The sequence below is a fragment of the Pedobacter paludisoli genome (genome assembly GCF_052344095.1).
Classification (GTDB): domain Bacteria; phylum Bacteroidota; class Bacteroidia; order Sphingobacteriales; family Sphingobacteriaceae; genus Pedobacter.
This window is the reverse complement of the sequence record NZ_CP179926.1, coordinates 3,687,241-3,708,623: the sequence shown is the minus strand read 5'-3', so window position 1 is coordinate 3,708,623 and position 21,383 is coordinate 3,687,241. Positions and strand designations below refer to the sequence as shown.

General features: G+C 38.3%; 21 protein-coding genes. 10 read left to right on the top strand and 11 right to left on the bottom strand.

The features are described 5' to 3' along the window. Nucleotides 1-18: 18 nt before the first annotated feature. The 5 genes from ACJVDK_RS15235 to ACJVDK_RS15215 are packed head-to-tail and all read right to left on the bottom strand — an operon-like array spanning nt 19 to nt 4,756. Complete coding sequence (locus ACJVDK_RS15235) at nt 19-996, bottom strand: AAA family ATPase (protein ID WP_443937523.1); 978 nt, start codon at nt 994-996, stop codon at nt 19-21. Further along, nucleotides 977-2,164, bottom strand: a complete 1,188-nt coding sequence (locus ACJVDK_RS15230; protein ID WP_443937522.1) for a DUF4350 domain-containing protein — start codon at nt 2,162-2,164, stop codon at nt 977-979. The genes ACJVDK_RS15235 and ACJVDK_RS15230 overlap by 20 nt, the downstream gene beginning before the upstream one ends. After that, the gene (locus ACJVDK_RS15225) at nt 2,161-2,892 is read right to left on the bottom strand and encodes a DUF4129 domain-containing protein (protein WP_443937521.1); all 732 of its coding nucleotides are present in this window, start codon (nt 2,890-2,892) and stop codon (nt 2,161-2,163) included. The genes ACJVDK_RS15230 and ACJVDK_RS15225 overlap by 4 nt, the downstream gene beginning before the upstream one ends. 2 nt (nt 2,893-2,894) lie before the next feature. Further along, entirely contained in the window at nt 2,895-3,770 is an 876-nt protein-coding gene (locus tag ACJVDK_RS15220; protein ID WP_443937520.1) for a hypothetical protein, read from the bottom strand. Nucleotides 3,771-3,808: 38 nt separating this feature from the next. Beyond that, on the bottom strand, nt 3,809-4,756 hold the full coding sequence (locus ACJVDK_RS15215) for a stage II sporulation protein M (RefSeq protein WP_443937519.1): 948 nt from the start codon (nt 4,754-4,756) through the stop codon (nt 3,809-3,811). A 144-nt stretch (nt 4,757-4,900) separates the two neighbouring features. Between ACJVDK_RS15215 and ACJVDK_RS15210 the strand changes: the two genes are divergently transcribed. Beyond that, nucleotides 4,901-5,644 (top strand): RDD family protein, encoded by a 744-nt coding sequence (locus ACJVDK_RS15210; protein WP_443937518.1) that lies wholly within the window; start codon nt 4,901-4,903, stop codon nt 5,642-5,644. Between the two features lie 336 nt (nt 5,645-5,980). Here ACJVDK_RS15210 and ACJVDK_RS15205 read toward each other — a convergent pair whose 3' ends face one another. The 5 genes from ACJVDK_RS15205 to ACJVDK_RS15185 form a co-directional block, all read right to left on the bottom strand. Further along, nucleotides 5,981-6,307: a DUF2752 domain-containing protein gene (locus tag ACJVDK_RS15205; protein ID WP_443937517.1), complete on the bottom strand. Its 327-nt coding sequence runs from the start codon at nt 6,305-6,307 to the stop codon at nt 5,981-5,983. A gap of 25 nt (nt 6,308-6,332) precedes the next feature. Continuing rightward, nucleotides 6,333-6,797: a DUF5684 domain-containing protein gene (locus ACJVDK_RS15200; RefSeq protein WP_443937516.1), complete on the bottom strand. Its 465-nt coding sequence runs from the start codon at nt 6,795-6,797 to the stop codon at nt 6,333-6,335. Between the two features lie 80 nt (nt 6,798-6,877). Beyond that, a complete protein-coding gene (locus tag ACJVDK_RS15195) occupies nt 6,878-7,522 on the bottom strand; it encodes an SGNH/GDSL hydrolase family protein (RefSeq protein WP_443937515.1) in 645 nt (214 codons plus the stop codon). A 178-nt stretch (nt 7,523-7,700) separates the two neighbouring features. Then, nucleotides 7,701-8,399: a lipoyl(octanoyl) transferase LipB gene (lipB, locus tag ACJVDK_RS15190; protein ID WP_443940062.1), complete on the bottom strand. Its 699-nt coding sequence runs from the start codon at nt 8,397-8,399 to the stop codon at nt 7,701-7,703. A gap of 94 nt (nt 8,400-8,493) precedes the next feature. After that, nucleotides 8,494-9,153 (bottom strand): 4'-phosphopantetheinyl transferase family protein, encoded by a 660-nt coding sequence (locus ACJVDK_RS15185; protein WP_443937514.1) that lies wholly within the window; start codon nt 9,151-9,153, stop codon nt 8,494-8,496. 72 nt (nt 9,154-9,225) lie between these two features. On the opposite strand from ACJVDK_RS15185, the gene dcd reads away from it, so the two are divergent. The 5 genes from dcd to purD all read left to right on the top strand — a co-directional run bounded on the left by dcd (nt 9,226) and on the right by purD (nt 15,714). Continuing rightward, entirely contained in the window at nt 9,226-9,762 is a 537-nt protein-coding gene (gene dcd, locus ACJVDK_RS15180; protein WP_443937513.1) for a dCTP deaminase, read from the top strand. Between the two features lie 89 nt (nt 9,763-9,851). Further along, nucleotides 9,852-12,554: a TonB-dependent receptor gene (locus tag ACJVDK_RS15175; protein WP_443937512.1), complete on the top strand. Its 2,703-nt coding sequence runs from the start codon at nt 9,852-9,854 to the stop codon at nt 12,552-12,554. 82 nt (nt 12,555-12,636) lie between these two features. Next, complete coding sequence (locus ACJVDK_RS15170; protein WP_443937511.1) at nt 12,637-13,398, top strand: enoyl-CoA hydratase/isomerase family protein; 762 nt, start codon at nt 12,637-12,639, stop codon at nt 13,396-13,398. 42 nt (nt 13,399-13,440) lie between these two features. Next, nucleotides 13,441-14,316 carry an SDR family oxidoreductase gene (locus ACJVDK_RS15165; protein ID WP_443937510.1) on the top strand — a complete coding sequence of 292 codons (876 nt, stop codon included), beginning with the start codon at nt 13,441-13,443 and terminating at the stop codon, nt 14,314-14,316. A 126-nt stretch (nt 14,317-14,442) separates the two neighbouring features. Further along, on the top strand, nt 14,443-15,714 hold the full coding sequence (purD, locus tag ACJVDK_RS15160; protein WP_443937509.1) for a phosphoribosylamine--glycine ligase: 1,272 nt from the start codon (nt 14,443-14,445) through the stop codon (nt 15,712-15,714). Between the two features lie 224 nt (nt 15,715-15,938). Here the strand turns inward: purD and ACJVDK_RS15155 are convergent, their stop codons facing one another. Beyond that, nucleotides 15,939-17,576: a glycoside hydrolase family 43 protein gene (locus ACJVDK_RS15155; RefSeq protein ID WP_443940061.1), complete on the bottom strand. Its 1,638-nt coding sequence runs from the start codon at nt 17,574-17,576 to the stop codon at nt 15,939-15,941. A gap of 185 nt (nt 17,577-17,761) precedes the next feature. On the opposite strand from ACJVDK_RS15155, the gene ACJVDK_RS15150 reads away from it, so the two are divergent. From ACJVDK_RS15150 to ACJVDK_RS15135, 4 genes are all read left to right on the top strand, one after another. After that, on the top strand, nt 17,762-18,013 hold the full coding sequence (locus tag ACJVDK_RS15150; RefSeq protein ID WP_443937508.1) for a hypothetical protein: 252 nt from the start codon (nt 17,762-17,764) through the stop codon (nt 18,011-18,013). A 39-nt stretch (nt 18,014-18,052) separates the two neighbouring features. Next, nucleotides 18,053-18,211: a type II toxin-antitoxin system YoeB family toxin gene (locus ACJVDK_RS15145; protein ID WP_443937507.1), complete on the top strand. Its 159-nt coding sequence runs from the start codon at nt 18,053-18,055 to the stop codon at nt 18,209-18,211. Nucleotides 18,212-18,592: 381 nt separating this feature from the next. Continuing rightward, nucleotides 18,593-19,558 carry a pectinesterase family protein gene (locus ACJVDK_RS15140; protein WP_443937506.1) on the top strand — a complete coding sequence of 322 codons (966 nt, stop codon included), beginning with the start codon at nt 18,593-18,595 and terminating at the stop codon, nt 19,556-19,558. Nucleotides 19,559-19,709: 151 nt separating this feature from the next. Beyond that, nucleotides 19,710-21,380: a glycoside hydrolase family 28 protein gene (locus tag ACJVDK_RS15135; RefSeq protein WP_443937505.1), complete on the top strand. Its 1,671-nt coding sequence runs from the start codon at nt 19,710-19,712 to the stop codon at nt 21,378-21,380. Nucleotides 21,381-21,383: the final 3 nt, after the last annotated feature.

Here is a 21,383-nt window from a genome sequence, read left to right as displayed (position 1 = left end):
TGTTACGCTTTTAAGCCCCTAGCGAGGAATTTCAATTTTCTTAATAATCTGGTTGACAACATCGGTTGTCGTTAAACCTTCCATTTCCTTTTCTGGTGAAAGTAAAATACGGTGCGCCAATACCGGTACCGCTACGGTAATGATATCTTCCGGCGTAACAAAATCACGTCCTTGAATGGCAGCCAATGCTTTTGCACTGTGTACAATGGCTAAAGAAGCGCGCGGTGAAGCTCCCAAATACAAGGCCGAATTGGTTCTGGTTTCGCATACTATTTTGGCAATAAACTCCAATAGATGAGGTTCAATAAATAAATCGCGAACCACTGTGCGCGCGGCTAAAATTTGCTGCACCGACAAAACCGGTTTCACATCGTCTAAAAGCGTTTTATTGGCTAAGTTGTGTTGTGCCTGTAAGATGGCTGTTTCCTCTTGTAGGCTTGGGTATTTGATCTCTATTTTAAACAAAAAGCGGTCGAGCTGTGCTTCGGGCAAACGATAAGTACCTTCTTGTTCGATTGGATTTTGCGTGGCCAGCACCAAAAAGGGCTCTTCCATTGCGTAGGTTACACCATCGATTGTAACCTGGCGTTCTTCCATAATTTCGAACAACGCAGATTGTGTTTTTGCAGGGGCACGATTAATCTCATCAATTAAAATAATGTTTCCGAAAACAGGGCCTTTTCTAAATTCAAAATCTCCTACTTTCGTGTTAAAAACAGGCGTACCCAACACATCCGAAGGCATTAAATCGGGTGTAAATTGAATGCGCGAAAACTGTGCATCAATGGCCTTTGCCAATAATTTTGCACTCAATGTTTTGGCTACTCCGGGAACACCTTCCAATAAAATATGTCCATCGGCCAATAAGCCTACAATCAAAAAATCGACCACTTGTTTTTGTCCAATAATGATGTCACCAAGTACGGTTCGAATTTGATTGACCGCTTCATTCAGCGCCGTTAAATCGGTACGCGGTTTAAATTGTTCTTGTTCCATGCGCTTGCGTATGTGTATAAAATTGTTCTATGCTATTGTTCAATAAAATTAGTTCAGAGTCATTCATAGATTGCCGTTGTGGCGTTTCGCGTAAAGCTCTGGTTAAATTTTTAGCGAATACTTCGTTAATGCCTGTCTTATGAACTAAAAGCTCTGTAAAAGATTCGTCTAAAAGGTTGGTTGCCAAATAATATCGACTGCGTAAATGTTCTAAGAAATAATTTATGCGCTTTGTAGCAATGTCTAAATTATTACGTTCGTGGTAATACACACTCCCTACTACTTTTACAAACTCAAGTGATGTATTGGCCAATGGCTCTACCACTGGGATAACGCGTTGTTTCCTTTTTATTTCGTAAAGCACAAAAATCAGCAAAGCAAAAAGGCATACGTAATAGGCGCACTTTAATTCCCTGTGTGCAAATAAAACAGAAAAAACATCCTTTTCTTCTTCATCGATATGACTGTAATAATCGTCGAAAATAAGTGCCTGACTACCCTGCAAATAACTAAGCGCTTTACCGGCATATTCCGAACCATCCTTATCCAACAAATTGTAATTCGAGAAAAAGCCCGGTTCTGCCATGAGAAAAAGAGCGCCTTTTCCGTAAGGAATTTGAATAAAGTTTGCTGCACCTGCTGATTTTTTTCCCAAAACAATAGTTTTATTTGAATCTAGCTTGCTAAAATAGTGGAACCCAATGTTGCGCTTAAAGCCATAGTCTACTTCAGATTTTAAATTAGGATTACAAAAATTTAAGCCTACTTTTTGATACTTTTTAGAAGAAACCAAATTCAGTTCATTGTGAATAGCATCGCCATAATATTCTGCTGCAATAAAAACCCGATTACCGGCCTGCATAAATTTCTTTAATTCTGCAAAATCTGCTTTAGAAATTTTTGGTTTTTCGGCTATTAATACATAACTGCTGTTTCGTTTCTTTTGGTCCGATAGCGTTTTTCGAGCCGATGTTGTACTTGTCTCAATTTTCGCTTTCGGAACAATATCCTGCAACCTATGGTACAAAATATACGTACCGAATGGGATTTTATCTTTACGGCTGTAACTTGGCGACCAGTCTGTGGGCTTGGGTTGATTGTATTGCGCCACTAAATACAGCAGCAAAAATACAGATCCGATTATGATGTACAACTTATATCCTTTCATCTAATTTTGGTGTTAAATTGATTAAAGGATTGATTAATGGGTTCAAAACTCTCTTTATCAACGGCAAAATTCCCGTACCACACATAATCAAATTTGAGTGTTAAGGATGCAAACGCTTCCTTTAGCTCAGGCTGATTAATCTCGCTCAAATAATGATAATTGGTTTTATCGATTTGCCAGTGGATTATATCTGCATCGCTCAATTGTTTCAATGTTCTTAAGTACAACAAACGGATGGCTAAACGGTATTCCCCTTGCGACAATAGGGATTGCAGTTCTTTATCATAGTCAATTTCATGTATATTCTCATCCATTACATGGTAAGGAAGCGATACTTCTTTCGATTTTTTTCCAAAAAGAACGTTGCTTCCAATGATCTTAATCGCTATGAAAATTGCGATTGCCACGCCTAGCAAAACAAAAAAATACCGTGATATTGGATTACTTGATGCAGCCCCCAAGAGAGTCCCAATAATGCGCCAAATCCAAGCCCAAAATAAATCCCAAGCAGAGAGTTTTTGCCCAGTTTCATGGTATTGAAATTCCTTTTCATCAGCATAAGAACGAAGTTCATTCCGATCAAACTTAGCTGCTTCTATTTTACTGGTATCGACCTTTAAAACAGCAGTAGGAGCTTTTTTGGCTTTTGCCGTTGCTTGGGCAGAACTATCCAATGCAGAAAAAATCAGCGAAAAAATGAATATATATTGAATGAGGCGTTTAAGCATTTTTAATATTCTTGGGGCCGTGTATCTTCTTGTTTTTCGTTGGTTCCAAAATTTGAAATACGATCCATCAGCCCAGTATTTTCTTTTTGCTCAACTAAAGCAAAATACAACAAAGTAGAAGCCACAGCAGGAATGATATAAAACACCATTGCAAGCGTTTGAAACACTCCAGACAAAGCCACTAAGCTCATTGAAATTGCAGGTATCTTATGTACAAACATGCTAAATATATTGAGCATTGAAAATGGCAAAATCACCGCATACATACACGTAGTTGCAATTAATGAAACTACAATAATAACACCAAGGCTAAACCAAAATTTATCTTTTACTAGCTTAAAACTACGTTCAAACGTGTAGCCAAACGTTCCGTTTTCAATAATCATGATGGGCAACATAATTACAATAAAGGGCAACAAATAAAAAGCGGGTATTAGACAACATATAAACCCTAAAACAAGTAGCAATCCCCACAAAATTGAACTGCCGGCCACTCTAAAAAAATAATATTTGAAATAGGCCCAAACCTCGTCCGTATTGGGTGCTTGGTTTCCTTTTGCCACAAATACTGACACATACGAAACCGTCATAATGGAGATACTTAACTGTGTTAAAACCATAAAAAAAACGGCCACCATACTAAATAACCCAAATTTTGTTGCGCTTTGATGCCTTGCATACCCCCCTGCATTATTCACGGATTCAATCAATAACCACTGTTGCGTAATCGTAGAAATTAATTGTCCAATCACAAATACGCCACATATTACCACATATGCTTTAAGTAGGGGTTTAAAATTTTCACGAATGAAAGAAAAAGTATCATTAATAATTTGTCCGAAATCACGTTGTTTTTTGAATTCAAATTTGGTTTGCATGGTTATTTAGCGCGTGTTTATTTAGTTATTATGGATATTTATATAGTACTGTTTTTCGCTAGCTTGGCAGGGTAAAAGATCACATACCAAACGATAAAAGTTGCCGATCCGATTAAAACAAAGGAACTCAACCACGCCGGCATTTCGGTATGACGTGTAACAAAACTTTCAAAAAAAGCAGCAACTATAAAGATGGGTACAAGACCGAGTACAATTTTTAATCCATCTTTGCCGCCACGTAAAAAAGACTCCATTCGTGTATAGGTTTTGGGGAACAAAATGCTATTACCTAAAACCAAGCCCGCAGCACCGGCTAAAATAAGGGCCGATATTTCCAAGGTACCATGAATCCAAATCACCAATACCGATTGTATGCCTAAACCTTTACTAAAAAAGAAATACTGGAATGAGCCCACCATAATACCGTTTCTCATCAGTATAGTTACGGTGCCCAACGATAAAAAAATTCCAAAAACAAACAACATTAAGGAAACAAAAACATTATTCAAGCCTATTTGCATAAACATTTTTATGGGATTCTCCTTTTTATATACGCCAAATGGATCTCCTTTTGCAATGTTATTATTGGTCATTTCCACATACTTATCGCCCAATATTAAACGGATAAAAGTGTCATCGTATTTAGCCGAAAGTACGCCAATGGCGCAGGCCATGCTAAAAAATAAAAATGCGTATAAAAGTTGTTTTCGGTATTGCCAAAAAATCAAAGGCAGTTCCGTTTTCCAAAAAATAGCAAATCGACTCGTTTTCTCTCTTTTGGTTTTATAAACAGATTGATGAAATTTTGCCGCCAGACCATTTAAATAGGCCGTTGTTTTGGAGTGGGGATAAAACGTTTTTGAATAGGCTAAATCATTGGTAATCTCGATAAAACGATCCGCTAATTCATCGGGATTAGCACCCATCATGACCTCATATTGTTGCCATTTTTTGGTGTTTTGTTTTACAAATAAAGCCTCTCTCATGTCCGGTTAAAAAAGATAGGTTAAAATAACCAAATTTTAACACTTTCAAAGTGTAAGTAGACCAAATAAATATAAAATAGCATTTAAGTCAAATTTATATGCGCCACTTAAATCGGTTTTAAAGAAAAAAAAGTAAGTTTGAGTATGGAAACCATTCAAATTAACACCTCTCAAAACATCGATATTGATTATGAAATTGCTGGATTAGGCGAGCGTATTCTAGCCCGCTTATTGGATTTGGCCATCTTATTTGGTTTTGGCTTTGTTTTTTTTATTATGCTAACTGCCACCTCCACGTTAAACAATGCAACCGTTTCATTAACACTCGGTATCATTGGTTTGCTTATTTTTTTACTGTATGACTTAGTTTCTGAACTTTTAATGAACGGGCAATCGATTGGGAAGAAAGTTTTGAAAATTAAGGTGATAAGTTTGGATGGTAACCAACCTACCTTTGGACAATACTTATTGCGTTGGATTTTTAGATTAATCGATTTTGGTTTTTATTTTGGCTGGGGTCCTATTGCCTTAGTCATGGTTGCCGTAACCCATAAACACCAACGCGTTGGCGATGTTATTGCCAAAACCACACTCATTAAAACAAGTCCTCGTGTTCAACACGAGCATGTTGCTTTCGCTACTGATTTACCAGAAGAATACGAACCAATCTTTACAGATGTACTTCATTTAAACGACCGAGATATTGAAATTATTCACGATGTACTAAAAACGTACTACCAAACCGGCAATTCGGCAATTGTTTACAGCATGGCAACAAAATCAAAAGAAATTTTAGGCATTTCAATTCCTGCCGGGATGAATGAACTGGTGTTTTTAGAAACTCTTGTGAAAGATTACAATCATTTAACAGCAAATATGGCCGTTTAAGGTATCCACATTTTATAGCTTTAACTGCATATTTTGTTACCATTCACACAACTACTTTATGTAGATTTTTTCAGCCTCATAGCCGGCGGGCTTGGATCTGTTGTTGCATAAAGCGAGCAGAAGCTCATTAGCGATAATTTGAGGCCTTCCTCTGCAATTGCCTCCACAGGCTGCAAATTCTCTTGGTCAATCGTAATTTGAAACGAAGCTGCAAAGCTTCTTACTGCTTTCTACTTCCAATCCCGAATACTCGGGATAAACATCTTATGCCGATCCCAATATGGGGGGGGGGTATACCGAGCCCCTTTTTAAAAACTATTAATACGTAATCTGAATTTAATGCATCCACATTTTATGAATGTAAACCAGCAACGTAAAATTGCCAACGAGTAAAAAAAGTATACGGATTACAAAATCTCTTTTTTTGAAAGGGAATAGATAAAAAAGACCTACTGCACTAAACATAAGCAGTAAAGGAACCGTTGGAGGATAAAGCGACCAGCTTTTAGCAAAATCGCCTTGAACAAGTGCAATAAACGAACGTTGAAAGCCGCATCCCGGACAATCAATACCAGTAAGAAATTTTAATGGGCAAGGTATTAAATGATTTTGCAGCCAATTAAACCAGTTAATTGAGCTGCAAAATATTTTTAAGAATATCATTTATATTCTATTTGGTGTTGTACGTCTATTGATTTCCAAATGGATTTTCGTTTCCACCAAAAGGTTTATTTGCGAATGGATTGTTTTGTGCTTCAGCTGCAGATGGCCCCAAATATCTAGCTTCGCCAAAGCCCAAAATTGGATAAAAAATAAAAGGGAGGAAAATTAATCCAATAGTAAAGCCCTCCGACTTGCCAAAACTCTTACTTAACAAATTGGTTGCCCAAATCATAAATATAAAGGAGGTACAAGGAATCAATATCCACAAAAGCCATATAGTTGGTTTACCTATAATTTCCAATAAAACTATAATATTATAAATAGGAATAAGACATGCCCAGCCTGGCTTCCCTGCTTTTTCAAATGTTTTCCAATGACCTGCAATAACAATCACCGAAAGAACCAGTGAAAAAATTACAATTCCTAAAATAAAAGTTGTACCAATACCTGCTGCTACTCCAGATACAGCGGTTGAATCTTGATAATCCATGTTTGTTTAAAGATTAAGTGTATTAATTTAAATAGTTACATCTAATTTACAATTTTTACACCAGTTTTAATAAGCCCGCTTTATTTATTGTTTTTTGAAATTAAGAACGCTAACTCCTTGGCCCAAAAGGCATACATTTTGCCGCTTGGGTGCAAACCGTCCGAAGCAATCAATGCTTTATCCTTTTCAGCCTCTCTTGAATGGGGCGTAATATCCACATACGCAATCCCTTTGGCAAGGGTAATTTCTTTATTGGCTGCGTTAAATAAATCGATTTCTGCTGCAATTTGTGCTTTACTTCGATCGGCATCTTTAGCAAAAGGTGTTACACCCCAATCGGGAATAGACACTACAAATACATTTTCTTTCTGTCCATCGGCAAAATCGATGGCTGTTTGAAGCAATTCCGAAAATTCCTTTTTGTAGGTATTGAGCGGATACTTTCTGTATTGATTGTTTACCCCGATTAACAAGGTTACCAAATTAAATTTCTGCGTTAAATGAGCCTCTTTAATAGCCTTTTGGAGCTCATCGGTTGTCCAACCTGTGGTGGCTATAATTTTCGGATCATGAACTATTATTCCTTTTTCTCCCAGCATTTTTTGCATTTGAAAAGGAAATGACTCCGCCGGTTGAACGGCCTCGCCAATGGTATAAGAATCGCCCAAAGCTAGATACGAATAGCCCGTTTTCTGAGCATTAGAAGGTATTTGTGCTGCTGCCATATTTTGATTTTTAACGCAGCCCGAAGTTAGCAAACAAAATAAAATTGCTCCAAATAAAGTTCTCATACATCCATCTACGCAAAAAGATCATAAACGGATTTACACCAGTACTGCGTCTCCATGAGCTTCCATTAAATGAAAGAAAACCTATCACACGAAGCAACTAATCATGAGTCGTTTATAGTAAATTCATTTTAAACAGACGAACGATATGCGCTTTAAGTTTCATTTCAACTTCTTGCAAATCAAGCTCATAACCCAATTCCTTTTCTAGAGAGGTAACTGCTTTATCATCTATCCCGCATGGGACAATATTTTTAAAATAATCTAAATCTACATTTACATTAAAAGCGAAACCGTGCATGGTTACCCAGCGACTGCAACGCACGCCCATGGCACAAATTTTACGAGCATTTTCATTATCGGCGTCTAGCCAAACACCGGTATATCCCGGATATCGTCCAGCTTCAATTCCGTAATCTTGTAAGGTTAGAATCACCGCTTCTTCAAGTGTACGCAAATAAAGGTGAATGTCGGTAAAGAAATTATCCAAATCTAAAATGGGATAACCCACTATTTGACCTGGGCCGTGATAGGTAATATCGCCCCCACGATTGATTTTATAAAAGGTTGCTTTTTTTTCTTTCAGGCCAGCTTCATCGAGCAATAAATTTTCAGGATGACCGCTTTTCCCCAAGGTATAAACATGTGGGTGTTCGCAAAAAATCAAATAATTTGGAGTTGGCAAATGAGTTCCATTCACTCTATTTTCTGTTTTAAGCGCTACCGTGGTATTCAATAGCGCCTCTTGCCTATCCCAAGCTTCCTGATAATCGGTTAGACCCCAATCAATAAACTGAACTTGGGTATTTTTCACTCCTTCCGTTGAATCTGATTTGTTTTCGGTAGCAGGTTTCGAAAATTCAGGATTTACACAGCCAATATTTATTTCGTTTTGCATCTCTTCTTTTTTAAACTACGGCTTCCGTATCAGCCAAAACATAGCCCAACATGTAACCATCGGTTGTTTTAAAATAATTAACCACTAAATCACGATTCCCACTAGGCAGGTTTACAAGGACATTCAAAAGGCCTTCATCTTTTAATTTAAACGGCTTAATGTGAATGTGTTGTTTAAATTCCAATCCTTTTTTACCATGCCATTTGTATACGGCCTCTTTTGCACACCAAGCCACGTATAAACCATCTATGTTATCGCCGATTTGCTTTTGGGCCAATTCCACATCACTCAAAAATTTGTGTTTAATTGCTTTAATTTTGTGTTTAATGAGCTCGATATCTACACCGCAGGCATAATCTTTACTCATCATCACGGCAGCATAATCATAGGAATGGCTTAAAGAAACGTGATAATCAGAATTAGGCAAATAGGGTTTTCCATCTTCATCAAAGCGGCAATCGATGTAATCATCGGTATTCAGCAGGGTTCGTAACAAGAGCCGAGTACTTAACCAATGCAACAAACGCTTCCCATTATTAAGGGAGGCTATAATATCCAGTTCGTGTTGTTTTAGCTGTAATCCGGCCAATAATTCTTCTTCACTCTCCTCAATTTTCCAAATTGCAAGCACTGAATGTTCGTCGATATTTTTATTATAAACTATAGGCATTTAAAAATCCGATCTTTACATGCAAAACTATCTTAAATAAATGATAATTTAGGCCAAAAATACGGATATAAAATGATATTATCGGATAAAAGGATATTGGAGGAAATTGAAAAGGGAAGCATTATTATTGAACCCTTTAAGCGCGAATGTTTAGGAACAAATTCGTACGATGTGCATTTAGGCAAGTATTTAGCAACCTATAAAAATCGAGTGCTGGATGCCAAAGCGCACAATGAAATCCAACACTTCGAAATCCCTAAAGAAGGTTATGTTTTACACCCTGGGACTTTATATTTAGGCGTAACCGTAGAATACACAGAAACGCATGGTCATGTACCTTTTCTAGAAGGAAAAAGTAGTACAGGCCGCTTGGGTATCGACATTCATGCTACAGCAGGAAAAGGCGATGTGGGTTTCTGCAACACCTGGACCTTAGAAATTTCCGTAGCTCAACCTGTTAAAGTATATGCTGGAATGCCCATTGGACAATTAATTTACTTTGCCGTAGAGGGTAGTATTGAAACCACCTACAACATCAAAGGCAATGCTAAATACAACAATAAAACAACCCGTCCGGTGGAAAGTATGATGTGGAAAAACAGCTTTTAAGCGCGGCTTATTAAATTTCACTAGAACTTCATAAAAATACGCCTCTCGTTTTGTAACTTGAGGCGTATTTTATTTGAAACACAATCCACATGAAACCTTTACTAAAACGCTCTTATGGGGCTCTTCTTCTCGTATGCTTTTTCTTAGGCGCGGTAGCTTTTAAGATGGACGAAGATCCTTTTACTCTCCTTTTAAACAAACTAAACGACTACACAACGAAATATCCCCAAGAAAAGGTACATCTCCATCTAGATAAACCTTATTATACCGTTGGTGATGACATTTGGTTTAAAGCCTATATTACCAATACAAAAACACTTACCACCTCTACCATTAGCCAAATACTGTATGTTGAGCTGATCAACGAAAAAGACTCGATTAAAAAGCAACTTCGCTTACCAGTAATGGGAGGAATAACCTGGGGCGATTTTAAGCTTACAGATTCATTGAGCGAAGGGAATTATCGTATTAGAGCCTACACCAATTACATGCGCAATTTTGGAACGGAATTCTTTTTCGATAAAACCATCAAAATCGGAAACGGATGGTCGAACAAAATTTTCACCAAAACCACCTACGAATACCAAAAGGAAAATAGCAGCGATAAGGTAAATGCCACCATTCATTTTGAAGATAAAAATGGTATTGCCTATGCCGAAAACGATGTAAGCTACGATGTGCAGTTGGATTACAAAAGCTTGCTGAAAGGGAAAGCGAAAACCAATCTTCAGGGCGATGTGCTTGTTTCATTTACAAGTCCCGCAACGCTTTCAAATAAAACAGGCAAAATAGTGGCTACGCTCACGTTACCAAATAAGGAAAAAGTAACCAAAATTATTCCAATTACAGCCACTTCAAACGATGTTGATGTTCAATTTATGCCCGAAGGTGGCAATTTAGTTGAAAATTTGCCACAGCGCATCGCCATAAAAGCAACCAATTCAGCTGGAAAAGGCGAAAATATAACCGGTGTAATTGTTGATGAAAGTGGAGCAGAGATTACCTCTTTTGAAACCACTTATTTAGGTATGGGCTATTTAATATTCAACTCGCTAAGCGATAGAACTTACACTGCCCGTATAAAATTTAAAGACGGTTCAACAAAAAATTTCAAGCTTCCAACTGCTGCTAAAGCGGGTTATGCGATGAGTGTCAACAATATCGATACCGCTAAAGTGCAAATAAAAATCATGTGTAGCGAGAGTTTGATGAATGGCGATGAACTAAAAATTGTTGGCGAACAAAATGGCAATGTTTGTTACGTTTCTAAAGCCAAAATGGACAAACAAGTTTTAAGCGCCAACATCCCTAAAAAAGGGCTTCCAGAAGGAATTATACACTTCACTTTATTCTCGGGAACTAACCAACCTATTGCAGAGCGACTAATTTTTATCCGGCCAAAAGCCGAACTCATTGATATTGCTTTAGACCCATCTGCCGCATCACCAATTAGAAAAGGCAAAAGCACGATCGCGTTTACCGCAACGAACAAGAACACGCCTGTTTTAGGAAGTTTTTCGGTTGCTGTAACCAATACAAACAAAGTAGTTCCCGATGAAGATAACGAAACCAATATATTAACTACCCTTTTACTTACCTCCGATTTGGTAGGCTACATTGAAAATCCGAACCATTATTTCTTAAAAGACGACGTTTCTACGAACAAAGAATTAGACAATTTATTGCTCACGCAAGGATGGAGAAGATTCATCTGGAAAGGAATTATCAATGATATTGCTCCAAGCATTACCTATAAACCAGAGCATTCTTTAACCGTTTCAGGAACTGTTACCAAAGGAAATAAACCCGTTGTGGGCGGAAAAGTAATGATTATGGCCAACAAAGGTGGATTATTAATTTTAGACACCCTAACCAATGCAGAAGGGAAATTTGTATTCGACAATCTACAGTTTGGCGATAGCACTAAATTTGTGGTGCAAGCCCGAAGCAAAACCGACCGAAAATTTGTAGATATTAATTTGGATATTGTTCCCGGACAAACGGTTACCAAAAACAAAAATGGGGCTGAAATTGAAGTAAACGTGAATAACACGTTAATGAAATATATTAAGCAAAGTGATACCTACTTTAATGAAATGACTCGCTTGGGTTTAATGGAAAAAACCATTAAACTGGATGAAGTAACCATTACCGAGAAAAGAAATCCAGCGAAAAATTCAGCAAACCTAAATGGCCCTGGCAGAGCCGATTTCATTATGACCGCTGAAGATTTATCAACGTGTATGACCCTATCGCAATGTTTACAAGGACGTTTACCAGGGGTTATTTTCAAAGGGAACATTCCTTATTTAATGCGTAGCCAAGATACGCCGATGCAAATTATTTTAGACGGGATGCCGGTTGAAGCCGATTTTCTTGACAACATTGTTCCCAACGATGTGGCTACCGTAGAATTGTTGAAAAACATTAGCAACACTGCTATTTACGGCTCAATGGGTGGCGGTGGTGTTTTAGTCATTACCAGCAAAAGGGGTGATGACAATTCGATTCAAACCACGCGATACGCGCCGGGTATCGTGACAATCAGTCCTAAAGGATATTCTGTGTCGCGCGAATTTTATTCTCCAAAATACGACGGAACAGCAACCAACCAACGTGTAGATTTGAGAAGTACCATCTATTGGAACCCGCAGGTAGTGAGCGAAAAAAGTGGCAAAGCATCTTTCGAATTTTACAACGCAGATGAACCTGGAACCTACCGAATCGTTATTGAAGGAATTGATGTTTACGGCCATCTTGCACGACACGTAGCAAGCTATACCGTGAAATAGTACAATGCAATATTTAAAAGACCAAACTATCGTTATATTTGATAGTTTGGTTAACTCCCATAGCGGAACTTGAAACAAAAGTATGAATACAATAAAAGTTAGTGTTAAAGATAGAATAGCCACCATCAGTCTCGATCGTGGAAAATCAAATGCCTTAAATCGCGAATTGATTACAGAGCTGGATGATATGCTCAAGAATATAGCAGCAGATGAAAATATTGGTGGCGTTATTTTAACAGGCAAGCCCGGATTCTTTTCTGCCGGATTAGATTTAATAGAACTTTATGAATACAATGAAACAGAAGCGAAAGCTTTTTGGGAATTGTTTTTAACTTTCACAGCGAATCTAATTGCATTTAAAAAACCTTTCATTTCAGCCATTAGCGGACATAGCCCCGCTGGCGGTTGTGTGATTGCGCTGACCTCCGATTATCGCATCATGGCAGAAGGCACTTACATTATCGGGTTAAATGAAGTACCTGTTGGAATTATTGTACCAAACAGCATTTTTCAATTGTATGCCTTTTGGATTGGAAAAGCAGAAGCCACACGTGCCTTACTTACAGGAAAATTATTTAATCCGGAAGAAGCTTTAAAAGTTGGTTTGGTTGATGAAGTAGTAAAAGGAGAAAGCTTGTTAACCGCTGCTGAGCGAAAAATTAAAAAATACATGGAGCTCGAAAGCAACACATGGTCGCAAAGTAAACTAAATATCCGTCAAGAATTAATCAGTACTTCTACCGCAGATCAAACAGAAGTGCTTGAAAAAATGTTGGCACAATGGTGGGCTCCATCTACCCGAAACATTTTAAAAACCATTTTAGAAAATCTACAGCGGAAGTAATTTTTCGAATTATTTATTTTAACCAATTAAACCCCATGTACCATGTTCACTTTTAACCAACCCATGCTCAGAGAAGACGCTTTAAAAGGAAAAACAATTGTAATTACCGGTGGAGGTACTGGTTTGGGGAAAGCCATGGGCGTTTACTTCTTAAAATTAGGCGCCAACTTAGTTATCACCAGTCGCAAGCAAGATGTTTTGCAAAAAACGGCTGACGAGATGGAAGAAAAAACCGGTGGAAAAGTTTTAGCCGTTGCCTGCGATGTGCGCGAGCCAGAGCAAGTTGAAAACGTGTTAATCAAAACCTTAGAGCATTTTGGGAAGGTTGATGTTTTACTAAACAATGCCGCTGGAAACTTCATCTCTCCTACCGAGCGTTTATCGGCAAATGCTTTTTCGTCTATTATCGATATTGTTCTAAAAGGTACGGTTAATTGTACATTGGCTTTTGGAAAACATTGGATTAAAGAAAAACAAGCTGCAACGGTTTTAAACATCATTACCACCTATGCCTTTACCGGCTCAGCATATGTTGTTCCTTCGGCCTGTGCCAAAGGAGGTGTTTTAGCGCTAACGCGCTCCCTGGCTGTAGAATGGGGAAAATACGGCATCCGAACCAATGCCATTGCTCCAGGGCCTTTCCCAACGAAAGGAGCTTGGGAACGTCTTTTACCCGGCGATCTTGCCAAAAAATTTGACTTTAAAAATCGAGTTCCATTAAAACGCGTGGGTGAGCACCAAGAATTGGCCAACCTCGCTGCTTTTTTGGTAAGCGATTTTTCGGGATACATCAACGGAGAAGTCATTAGTATTGACGGCGGCGAATGGTTACAAGGTGCTGGGCAATTTAATGGTCTCGAAGCTATCCCGAATGAGATGTGGAATATGCTGGAAGAAATGACGCGAAAAGCGAAGTAAGACATATGAAAAGAAAACAAAACATCGCTTTCCCCCTTTTTCAATTGAGCCACTTTCCTGCTTAACTTTTAACATTTAAACCTTATAGGTTTTAAAAACCTGCAAGGTTTGCATATCTTTGCGCCTATGAATATTCTACTTTTAGGTTCAGGCGGCAGAGAAAGTGCATTTGCTTGGAAAATGAGTCAATCATCGCTTTGCGACAAACTAATTATCGCTCCCGGAAATGGTGGTACTGGTGCATACGGAACTAACATTAACATCAGTGTAAATGATTTCGATGCGATAAAAAAAGTTACCCTTGCCGAAAAAATCGACATGGTGGTAGTAGGGCCTGAAGAACCTTTGGTAAACGGTATTCATGATTTCTTTTTAGCCGACGCTGCATTGGCGCATATTCCTGTTATTGGTCCTAAAAAGGAAGGTGCTATTTTAGAAGGAAGTAAAGATTTTTCAAAACAATTTATGCAACGCCACGGAATCCCAACGGCTGCATCTAAATCTTTTACACCCGAAACCTTAAACGAAGGATTGGATTATCTTCAAAACCATGCATTACCCGTAGTATTGAAAGCCGATGGTTTAGCTGCAGGAAAGGGCGTTTTAATTTGCTCGGAAACCACTGAAGCGCAAGAAGAATTAAAATTAATGTTAGGTGGCAAATTCGGAGCGGCTGGTGCAACAGTTGTAATTGAAGAATTTTTAAGTGGTATTGAGCTTTCGGTGTTTATCTTAACCGATGGCGAAAATTATGTTACTTTACCAGAAGCGAAAGATTATAAACGTATTGGCCAAGGCGATACCGGTTTAAACACCGGTGGAATGGGCTCTGTATCTCCAGTACCTTTTGCTTCAGCTGAGTTTTTAGCAAAAATTGACGAGCGGATCATTAAACCAACGGTTGATGGTTTGAAAAAAGACGGCATCGATTATACTGGTTTTATTTTCTTCGGATTGATTAAAGTTGGTGAAGAGCCGTATGTGATTGAATACAATGCACGTATGGGCGATCCTGAAACAGAAAGTGTTATCCCTCGTATCGAGAACGATTTAGTAGAACTTTTTGTAGCAACAGCAAATAAAAAACTAGATACCGTATCGCTTAAAATTTCTGATCAGACAGCTGCAACAGTTATGATTGTTGCAGGTGGTTACCCAGGCGATTATTTAAAAGGAAAAGCCATTACTGGTATTGAGAATTTACGCCATTCAACAGCATTCCATGCCGGAACTTTATTGGATAATGATGTTGTAAAAAGCAATGGCGGTCGCGTTATCGCGATTTCTACTTTACAAAAAGATTTATTTACGGCTTTACAATCGGCAACCGCCGATGCTGGACGCATTTATTTTGATGGAAAATACTTTAGAGAAGATATTGGCTTTGACTTAGTGTAGTTTATTGGTGAATAGCAAGTAGTCAATAGTGAATTGATCATTGATGAAATAAGTCAATCGTAAAATAAAAAATTAGTCATTGGAAGATTAGATTCAGCCAATGACTAATTTACAAATAACTAGGCCCGCAGACAAATTTACAAATTCAACTAGTTCATCCATGACTAGCCCCCAATCCATTCAGCAGTTTAGCCATTAAGCGATTCCCACAGTTCAGCAACAACCTACTTCAACGCCTCTACTCGAAACCAATCATAATCGGCCCAACCCGAGTCGTTAATCTGTGTATCTCTCGTAGCATAAAGGCCCATTTTAGCGCCAATCCATTGTCCGGCCACCGCCTGAAAATCTCCTACTGTTTTAAAGTTTTTGTCGTTTTCACTATAACTAAATTCACATTTAGCGCCGTTGGTTACTTTTACGCGTAAATAAACCGTTTCCGATTTTAGCTTTAGCAATTCCTTCTCTGTTTCAGGTTTACCTTTATCCGCGGAAGCGCAGCTGGCGTAAAACAAATAAAGACCATCCTTTTTACTCTTAATGTATACGGAAGCATAGCTACGTCCCATTACCACTAATCCACTACGCTCATTTTCCAATTTCACGTTTGGTTTAAAGGTCAATTTTGTGGTCGCCATAAATTCATCGGCTGGAAACTTCTGCATCAAAATATTCGGAACATCCCATAGGTTCTTGGCCCCTTCAGGAACTTTAGCTGTATACAGTTTTAACACACCACCGTTGGCATCAGAAAAAGCCCAAGTTGGTTGCGGATTTGCTTGCCATTGCCATTGCAAACCTAGTTTTTGAGAAGAAAACTCATCGCTTTCTACCGGTGTTTCAACCGGATAGGTTTTACCTACATTTGGTTTTTTATATACCATTACGGGCTCTCCTATTCCTGTTCCTTTTTTATCAATACCAATTACCGGCCAATCATTTTGCCATTTCATCGGTTGCAAATGCACTACCCGGCCATAGGCATCCTTATCCTGAAAATGAAGAAACCAATTTTCTCCGGTTTGGGTATCAACCCAAGCACCTTGGTGTGGCCCATTTACAGTCGATTTGCCCTGGTCCATTACTACTTTTCGTTCGTAGGGACCGTAAACATTTTTACTTCTCAACACCAGTTGCCATCCCGTTGACACACCACCTGCAGGAGCAAAAATGTAATAATATCCGTTGCGCTTATAAAACTTAGGCCCCTCTATGGTAGGATCCAATTGGTGACCATCGTACACCAAGGTGCCCATTCCAGTAGCTTTCGTTCCATCGGCATTGAGCGGCATTACAGCAAGCACACTTTTTATACCTGCTCTACTACCGGCATAAGCATAAGCCAAGTAAACGCGGTTATCATCATCCCAAAGTGGACACGGGTCAATTAAACCTTTACCCGGTGCTACCAGTATTGGTTCTGACCATTCGCCAGTAATAGTTTTCGACTTAATCATGTAAATACCAAAATCGGGGTCTGGATAGTAAATGTAAAATTCACCATTTCGGTAACGAATAGAAGGTGCCCACACCCCATTTCCATGTTGCGTTTTTTCGAAATGCTCAAATGGCGGTTGACGTTTTAAGGCATGTCCAATAATTTTCCAATTCACTAAATCTTTCGACTCCAATATAGGCAAGCCCGGAACACCATCAAAACTCGATGCAATCAAGTAAAAACTATCCCCTACCCGAATGGCATCGGGGTCTGAATAATCGGCATTAATAACTGGATTTTTAAAGGTTCCGTTTTTCTGGTCCGAAACCCACACTTTTGAAACGTACTGATTTGTAGGCTGTTCTTGGGCATAAACCGAAGTAATTCCCAAACTAGCAAGCATCGTATACACGAGATATTTCATATTCATATTTGGCATAAGCAAGTTTAAGCCATTTTTTAGGTTTGCACAACACCAAGATATGCAATCGTTCCCGACATCGTTTGAAGCGTTTATTTCATTAAAATACATCACGCTTAAACAAAATTGTATCAAAAATATTTTGTTCATATATTTGTACCATATTGGTACACAAAAAAATCATAGCCATGTTAGTTATAAGCAGCAGAGAGTTTAGACAAAATCAAGCGGAATATTTTGAGAAAGTAGATCAAGGAGAACAGGTTATTGTTCAGCGAGGAAAGAACAAATCATATGCTTTAACACCTGTTACTGTTGATGATATTTACTTTAATTCAGCCTTGTTAGAAAAACTTAAAAAGAGTCTTTCAGAAGTGAAAAGCGGAGAAGTAAAAACGGTCACTAATTCAGCAGAAATTAAAGAGCTATTAGGCCTATGAGTTATGTTTTACAGTTTTCCAAAACTGCTCTAGACGGCATTGAAAAAAAAAACAGGTGACAAACCAACACTAAAGAAAATCGAAAAGCTATTAAATGAACTGATGGAGCATCCCACAACCGGAACGGGAAAACCTAAGTTACTAAAATATCAATCTTTAGGCTTGTACTCCAAAGGATCAACCAAAAAAATCGATTAATTTATTCCATTGAAAACAAAATCGTAACGGTTCACGTATTGAATCTTTGGGGACATTACGACGATAATTAATCTTGGATCGTTCCTTTGGTTTAAAAAAAGCGAAACAATATGTAATCGTTCCCGACATCGTTTGCAACGTTTATTCCAATAAAACATTCGTTTGCTTCATTTTTATTCTTTAAAATTGTCCATCATATATTAATTAAAACGGCTACGGTTTGGGTTTGCGCTTTGACGTAGCCGGTTTTAGTTTCAGCCATTTTTTAGATATAATAATTTTCTATTATCTTTAAGTTTAACAAACCTTTTGTTGTAATCGAGTAGAAAATGCCCCTAGTAAAATCTATCAGAATACACACATCTATCTAACCAAACCGCTATGAAATTTTTCTTTTTTTTGCTCTTAACAAGTATAGGTCTTTCCGCTTATGCGCAAAAAATCAAACCCGATTATACCGTTGCAGCCGATGGAAGTGGAAATTTTAAAACCGTGAAAGAAGCCATCGATGCCGTGCCCGACTTTAGGAACAAGCCAACCGTTATCTATATTAAAAATGGCTCCTATAAAGAAAAGCTGATTTTGCCCGCTTCTAAAAAGAACGTAAAGTTTATTGGCGAAGATCAACACAAAACCATCCTCACCTACGACGATTATGCACAAAAGCAAAATGCATTTGGCGAGGCAAAAGGAACATCCGGTTCTGCGAGTTTTTACATCTATGGAGAAGGTTTTTCAGCCGAAAACCTCACGTTCGAGAATTCGTCAGGTCCGGTAGGTCAAGCGGTGGCCGTTTGGGCCGGAGGCGATAAAATCTCCTTCTTAAATTGCCGATTTCTAGGATTCCAAGATACGTTGTATACCTACGGAAGCAACAGCCGTCAATTCTATAAAAATTGTTACATTGAAGGAACCGTCGATTTTATTTTTGGTTCGTCAACCGCGTGGTTCGACAACTGTACCCTTTATTGCAAAAAAGCCGGTTACATTACAGCCGCTTCTACCGCCGATACAACAAAATTCGGCTATGTTTTCAATAAATGTAAAATTATTGGTGAGGCCGGAAGTAATAGCTTCTATTTAGGTCGACCATGGCGCCCATATGCTAAGGTTGTGTTTCTACAATGTGAATTACCAGACTTTATTCATCCTGCTGGATGGAATAACTGGGGAAAAGAAAGCAACGAAAAAACTGCTTATTACGCTGAATATCAAAACAAAGGAAAGGGAGCTCATCCGGATAAACGAGCAAGCTGGTCGCATCAGTTAACCCATGAAGAAGCTAAAACTTACCATTTGGAAAACGTATTCAAGGGATGGATACCAGAACAGAATAGCCAACACTAAACACTTTATTATCAAGTATAAAAAAATTAAAAAGCCCCATTTCAGATTCAAATCTTTGGCAACGTTTGCATAGATTTCTCTTCTATTTTAGCGCTAAACACCGTACACTTGTTATTACGATAACCAAGTATAATTAACAGAGCATAATAAAATGAAATATATTCCAAGTAGTTCAAGTCTGTTTAAAGCAGCCTTGACATGCATTTTTCTATCTTCAGCAAGCCTTGGCATGGCTCAAAAGCCTGTTTTACCAGTTATTCAACAAGTAAAAATCAAAAAAGATACGAGCAGCATTATAAATTTTGGTGCTAAGGGCGATGGCTATACTTTAAACACAGCCAGCATTAATAATGCTATTTCCGCTGCCAGCAAAAAAGGTGGAGGCGTTGTCGTAATTCCATCGGGCGTGTGGTTAACAGGTCCAATCGAGCTGAAAAGTAATGTAAACGTACACCTTAAACGCGATGCTGTTTTATTATTTACTACCGATTTTTCACAATATAAATTAGTAAAAGGAAACTGGGAAGGCTTACCTGCATGGCGCAATCAAAGTCCTATTTCGGGTGAAAATTTAGAAAATATTGCCATTACCGGCTCTGGTATCATTGACGGAAACGGCGGTGCATGGCGCATGGTTAAGCGCGATAAATTAACCGAAACGCAATGGAAAAATTTAGTTGCTTCAGGTGGAATGGTGAGTGAAAACGGTAAAATGTGGTATCCTTCTGAAAAAACATTTAAAGGTTCAAATACAAAAAATGCCGGGGCAGTCGTTCCGGGTAAAACAGCAGCCGATTACGAAGACATTAAAGACTATTTACGTCCGAACCTCTTGGTTTTAAGCAACTGCAAAAAGATTCTTTTAGAAGGCGTAACTTTTCAAAACTCGCCGGCATGGAACCTACACCCCCTTCTTTGTCAGGATTTAACGCTCCGAAATGTACAAGTTAAAAATCCTTGGTTTGCGCAAAACGGTGATGGAATCGATGTAGAATCGTGCAAAAACGTACTCATTGAAGGAAGTACTTTTGATGTTGGCGATGATGGTATTTGTATTAAATCAGGACGCGATGAAGCGGGCAGAAAACGCGGAGTGCCGACTGAAAATGTTATTATTCGTAACAACGTAGTTTATCACGCGCATGGTGGATTTGTTATCGGCAGTGAAATGAGTGGAGGGGCGAAAAACATTTGGGTTTACGATTGTACCTTCAATGGAACCGATATCGGTTTACGCTTTAAAACAACACGCGGTCGTGGTGGGATTGTCGAAAACATCTATGTAGACCGAATCAACATGGTTGATATACCAGGCGAAGCGATTTTGTTTGACATGTACTACATGGCAAAAGACCCTATTGTTTTAGCTGGAGAAAAACGCGATGAAATTAAAACCATTACCGTTCCGGTTACAGAAGAAACACCACAATTCAGAAATTTTTTCATCAAAGATATCGTAGCAAATGGTGCCGAAAAAGCCATTTTTGTGAGAGGTTTACCTGAGATGAACATCAAAGATATCCATTTAGAAAATGTAATCGTACAATCAAAAAAAGGAATCGAAATCATTGAGGCATCAGGAATCACGCTTAAAAACGTTCATGTTATAACAGCCGATACGAATCCAATTGTACACATCCAAAATGGAAGCAACATAGCTATTAATGGATTGCAATATAAAAATGCAAGCGACTTGCTTTTCAACATTGAGGGCGATAAAACCAAAAATGTAAAAGTCAGTGGAACCGATGTATCAAAGGCTAAAAAAGTAAGCAACATAAGTAACGAAGTAAGTAAATCCGCTATTGAAATAACCAAATAATCC

Coding starts and splice junctions, on each gene's coding strand:
- ACJVDK_RS15140 (WP_443937506.1), top strand. CDS start 18,593: ATGAAATTTTTCTTTTTTTTGCTCTTAACAAGTATAGGTCTTTCCGCT.
- ACJVDK_RS15220 (WP_443937520.1), bottom strand. CDS start 3,770: ATGCAAACCAAATTTGAATTCAAAAAACAACGTGATTTCGGACAAATT.
- ACJVDK_RS15225 (WP_443937521.1), bottom strand. CDS start 2,892: ATGCTTAAACGCCTCATTCAATATATATTCATTTTTTCGCTGATTTTT.
- ACJVDK_RS15200 (WP_443937516.1), bottom strand. CDS start 6,797: ATGGATTATCAAGATTCAACCGCTGTATCTGGAGTAGCAGCAGGTATT.
- ACJVDK_RS15235 (WP_443937523.1), bottom strand. CDS start 996: ATGGAACAAGAACAATTTAAACCGCGTACCGATTTAACGGCGCTGAAT.
- ACJVDK_RS15165 (WP_443937510.1), top strand. CDS start 13,441: ATGTTCACTTTTAACCAACCCATGCTCAGAGAAGACGCTTTAAAAGGA.
- ACJVDK_RS15195 (WP_443937515.1), bottom strand. CDS start 7,522: ATGGCAGCAGCACAAATACCTTCTAATGCTCAGAAAACGGGCTATTCG.
- purD (WP_443937509.1), top strand. CDS start 14,443: ATGAATATTCTACTTTTAGGTTCAGGCGGCAGAGAAAGTGCATTTGCT.
- ACJVDK_RS15150 (WP_443937508.1), top strand. CDS start 17,762: ATGTTAGTTATAAGCAGCAGAGAGTTTAGACAAAATCAAGCGGAATAT.
- ACJVDK_RS15135 (WP_443937505.1), top strand. CDS start 19,710: ATGAAATATATTCCAAGTAGTTCAAGTCTGTTTAAAGCAGCCTTGACA.
- ACJVDK_RS15215 (WP_443937519.1), bottom strand. CDS start 4,756: ATGAGAGAGGCTTTATTTGTAAAACAAAACACCAAAAAATGGCAACAA.
- ACJVDK_RS15175 (WP_443937512.1), top strand. CDS start 9,852: ATGAAACCTTTACTAAAACGCTCTTATGGGGCTCTTCTTCTCGTATGC.
- ACJVDK_RS15210 (WP_443937518.1), top strand. CDS start 4,901: ATGGAAACCATTCAAATTAACACCTCTCAAAACATCGATATTGATTAT.
- ACJVDK_RS15185 (WP_443937514.1), bottom strand. CDS start 9,153: ATGCCTATAGTTTATAATAAAAATATCGACGAACATTCAGTGCTTGCA.
- ACJVDK_RS15230 (WP_443937522.1), bottom strand. CDS start 2,164: ATGAAAGGATATAAGTTGTACATCATAATCGGATCTGTATTTTTGCTG.
- ACJVDK_RS15155 (WP_443940061.1), bottom strand. CDS start 17,576: ATGAAATATCTCGTGTATACGATGCTTGCTAGTTTGGGAATTACTTCG.
- ACJVDK_RS15205 (WP_443937517.1), bottom strand. CDS start 6,307: ATGATATTCTTAAAAATATTTTGCAGCTCAATTAACTGGTTTAATTGG.
- dcd (WP_443937513.1), top strand. CDS start 9,226: ATGATATTATCGGATAAAAGGATATTGGAGGAAATTGAAAAGGGAAGC.
- ACJVDK_RS15170 (WP_443937511.1), top strand. CDS start 12,637: ATGAATACAATAAAAGTTAGTGTTAAAGATAGAATAGCCACCATCAGT.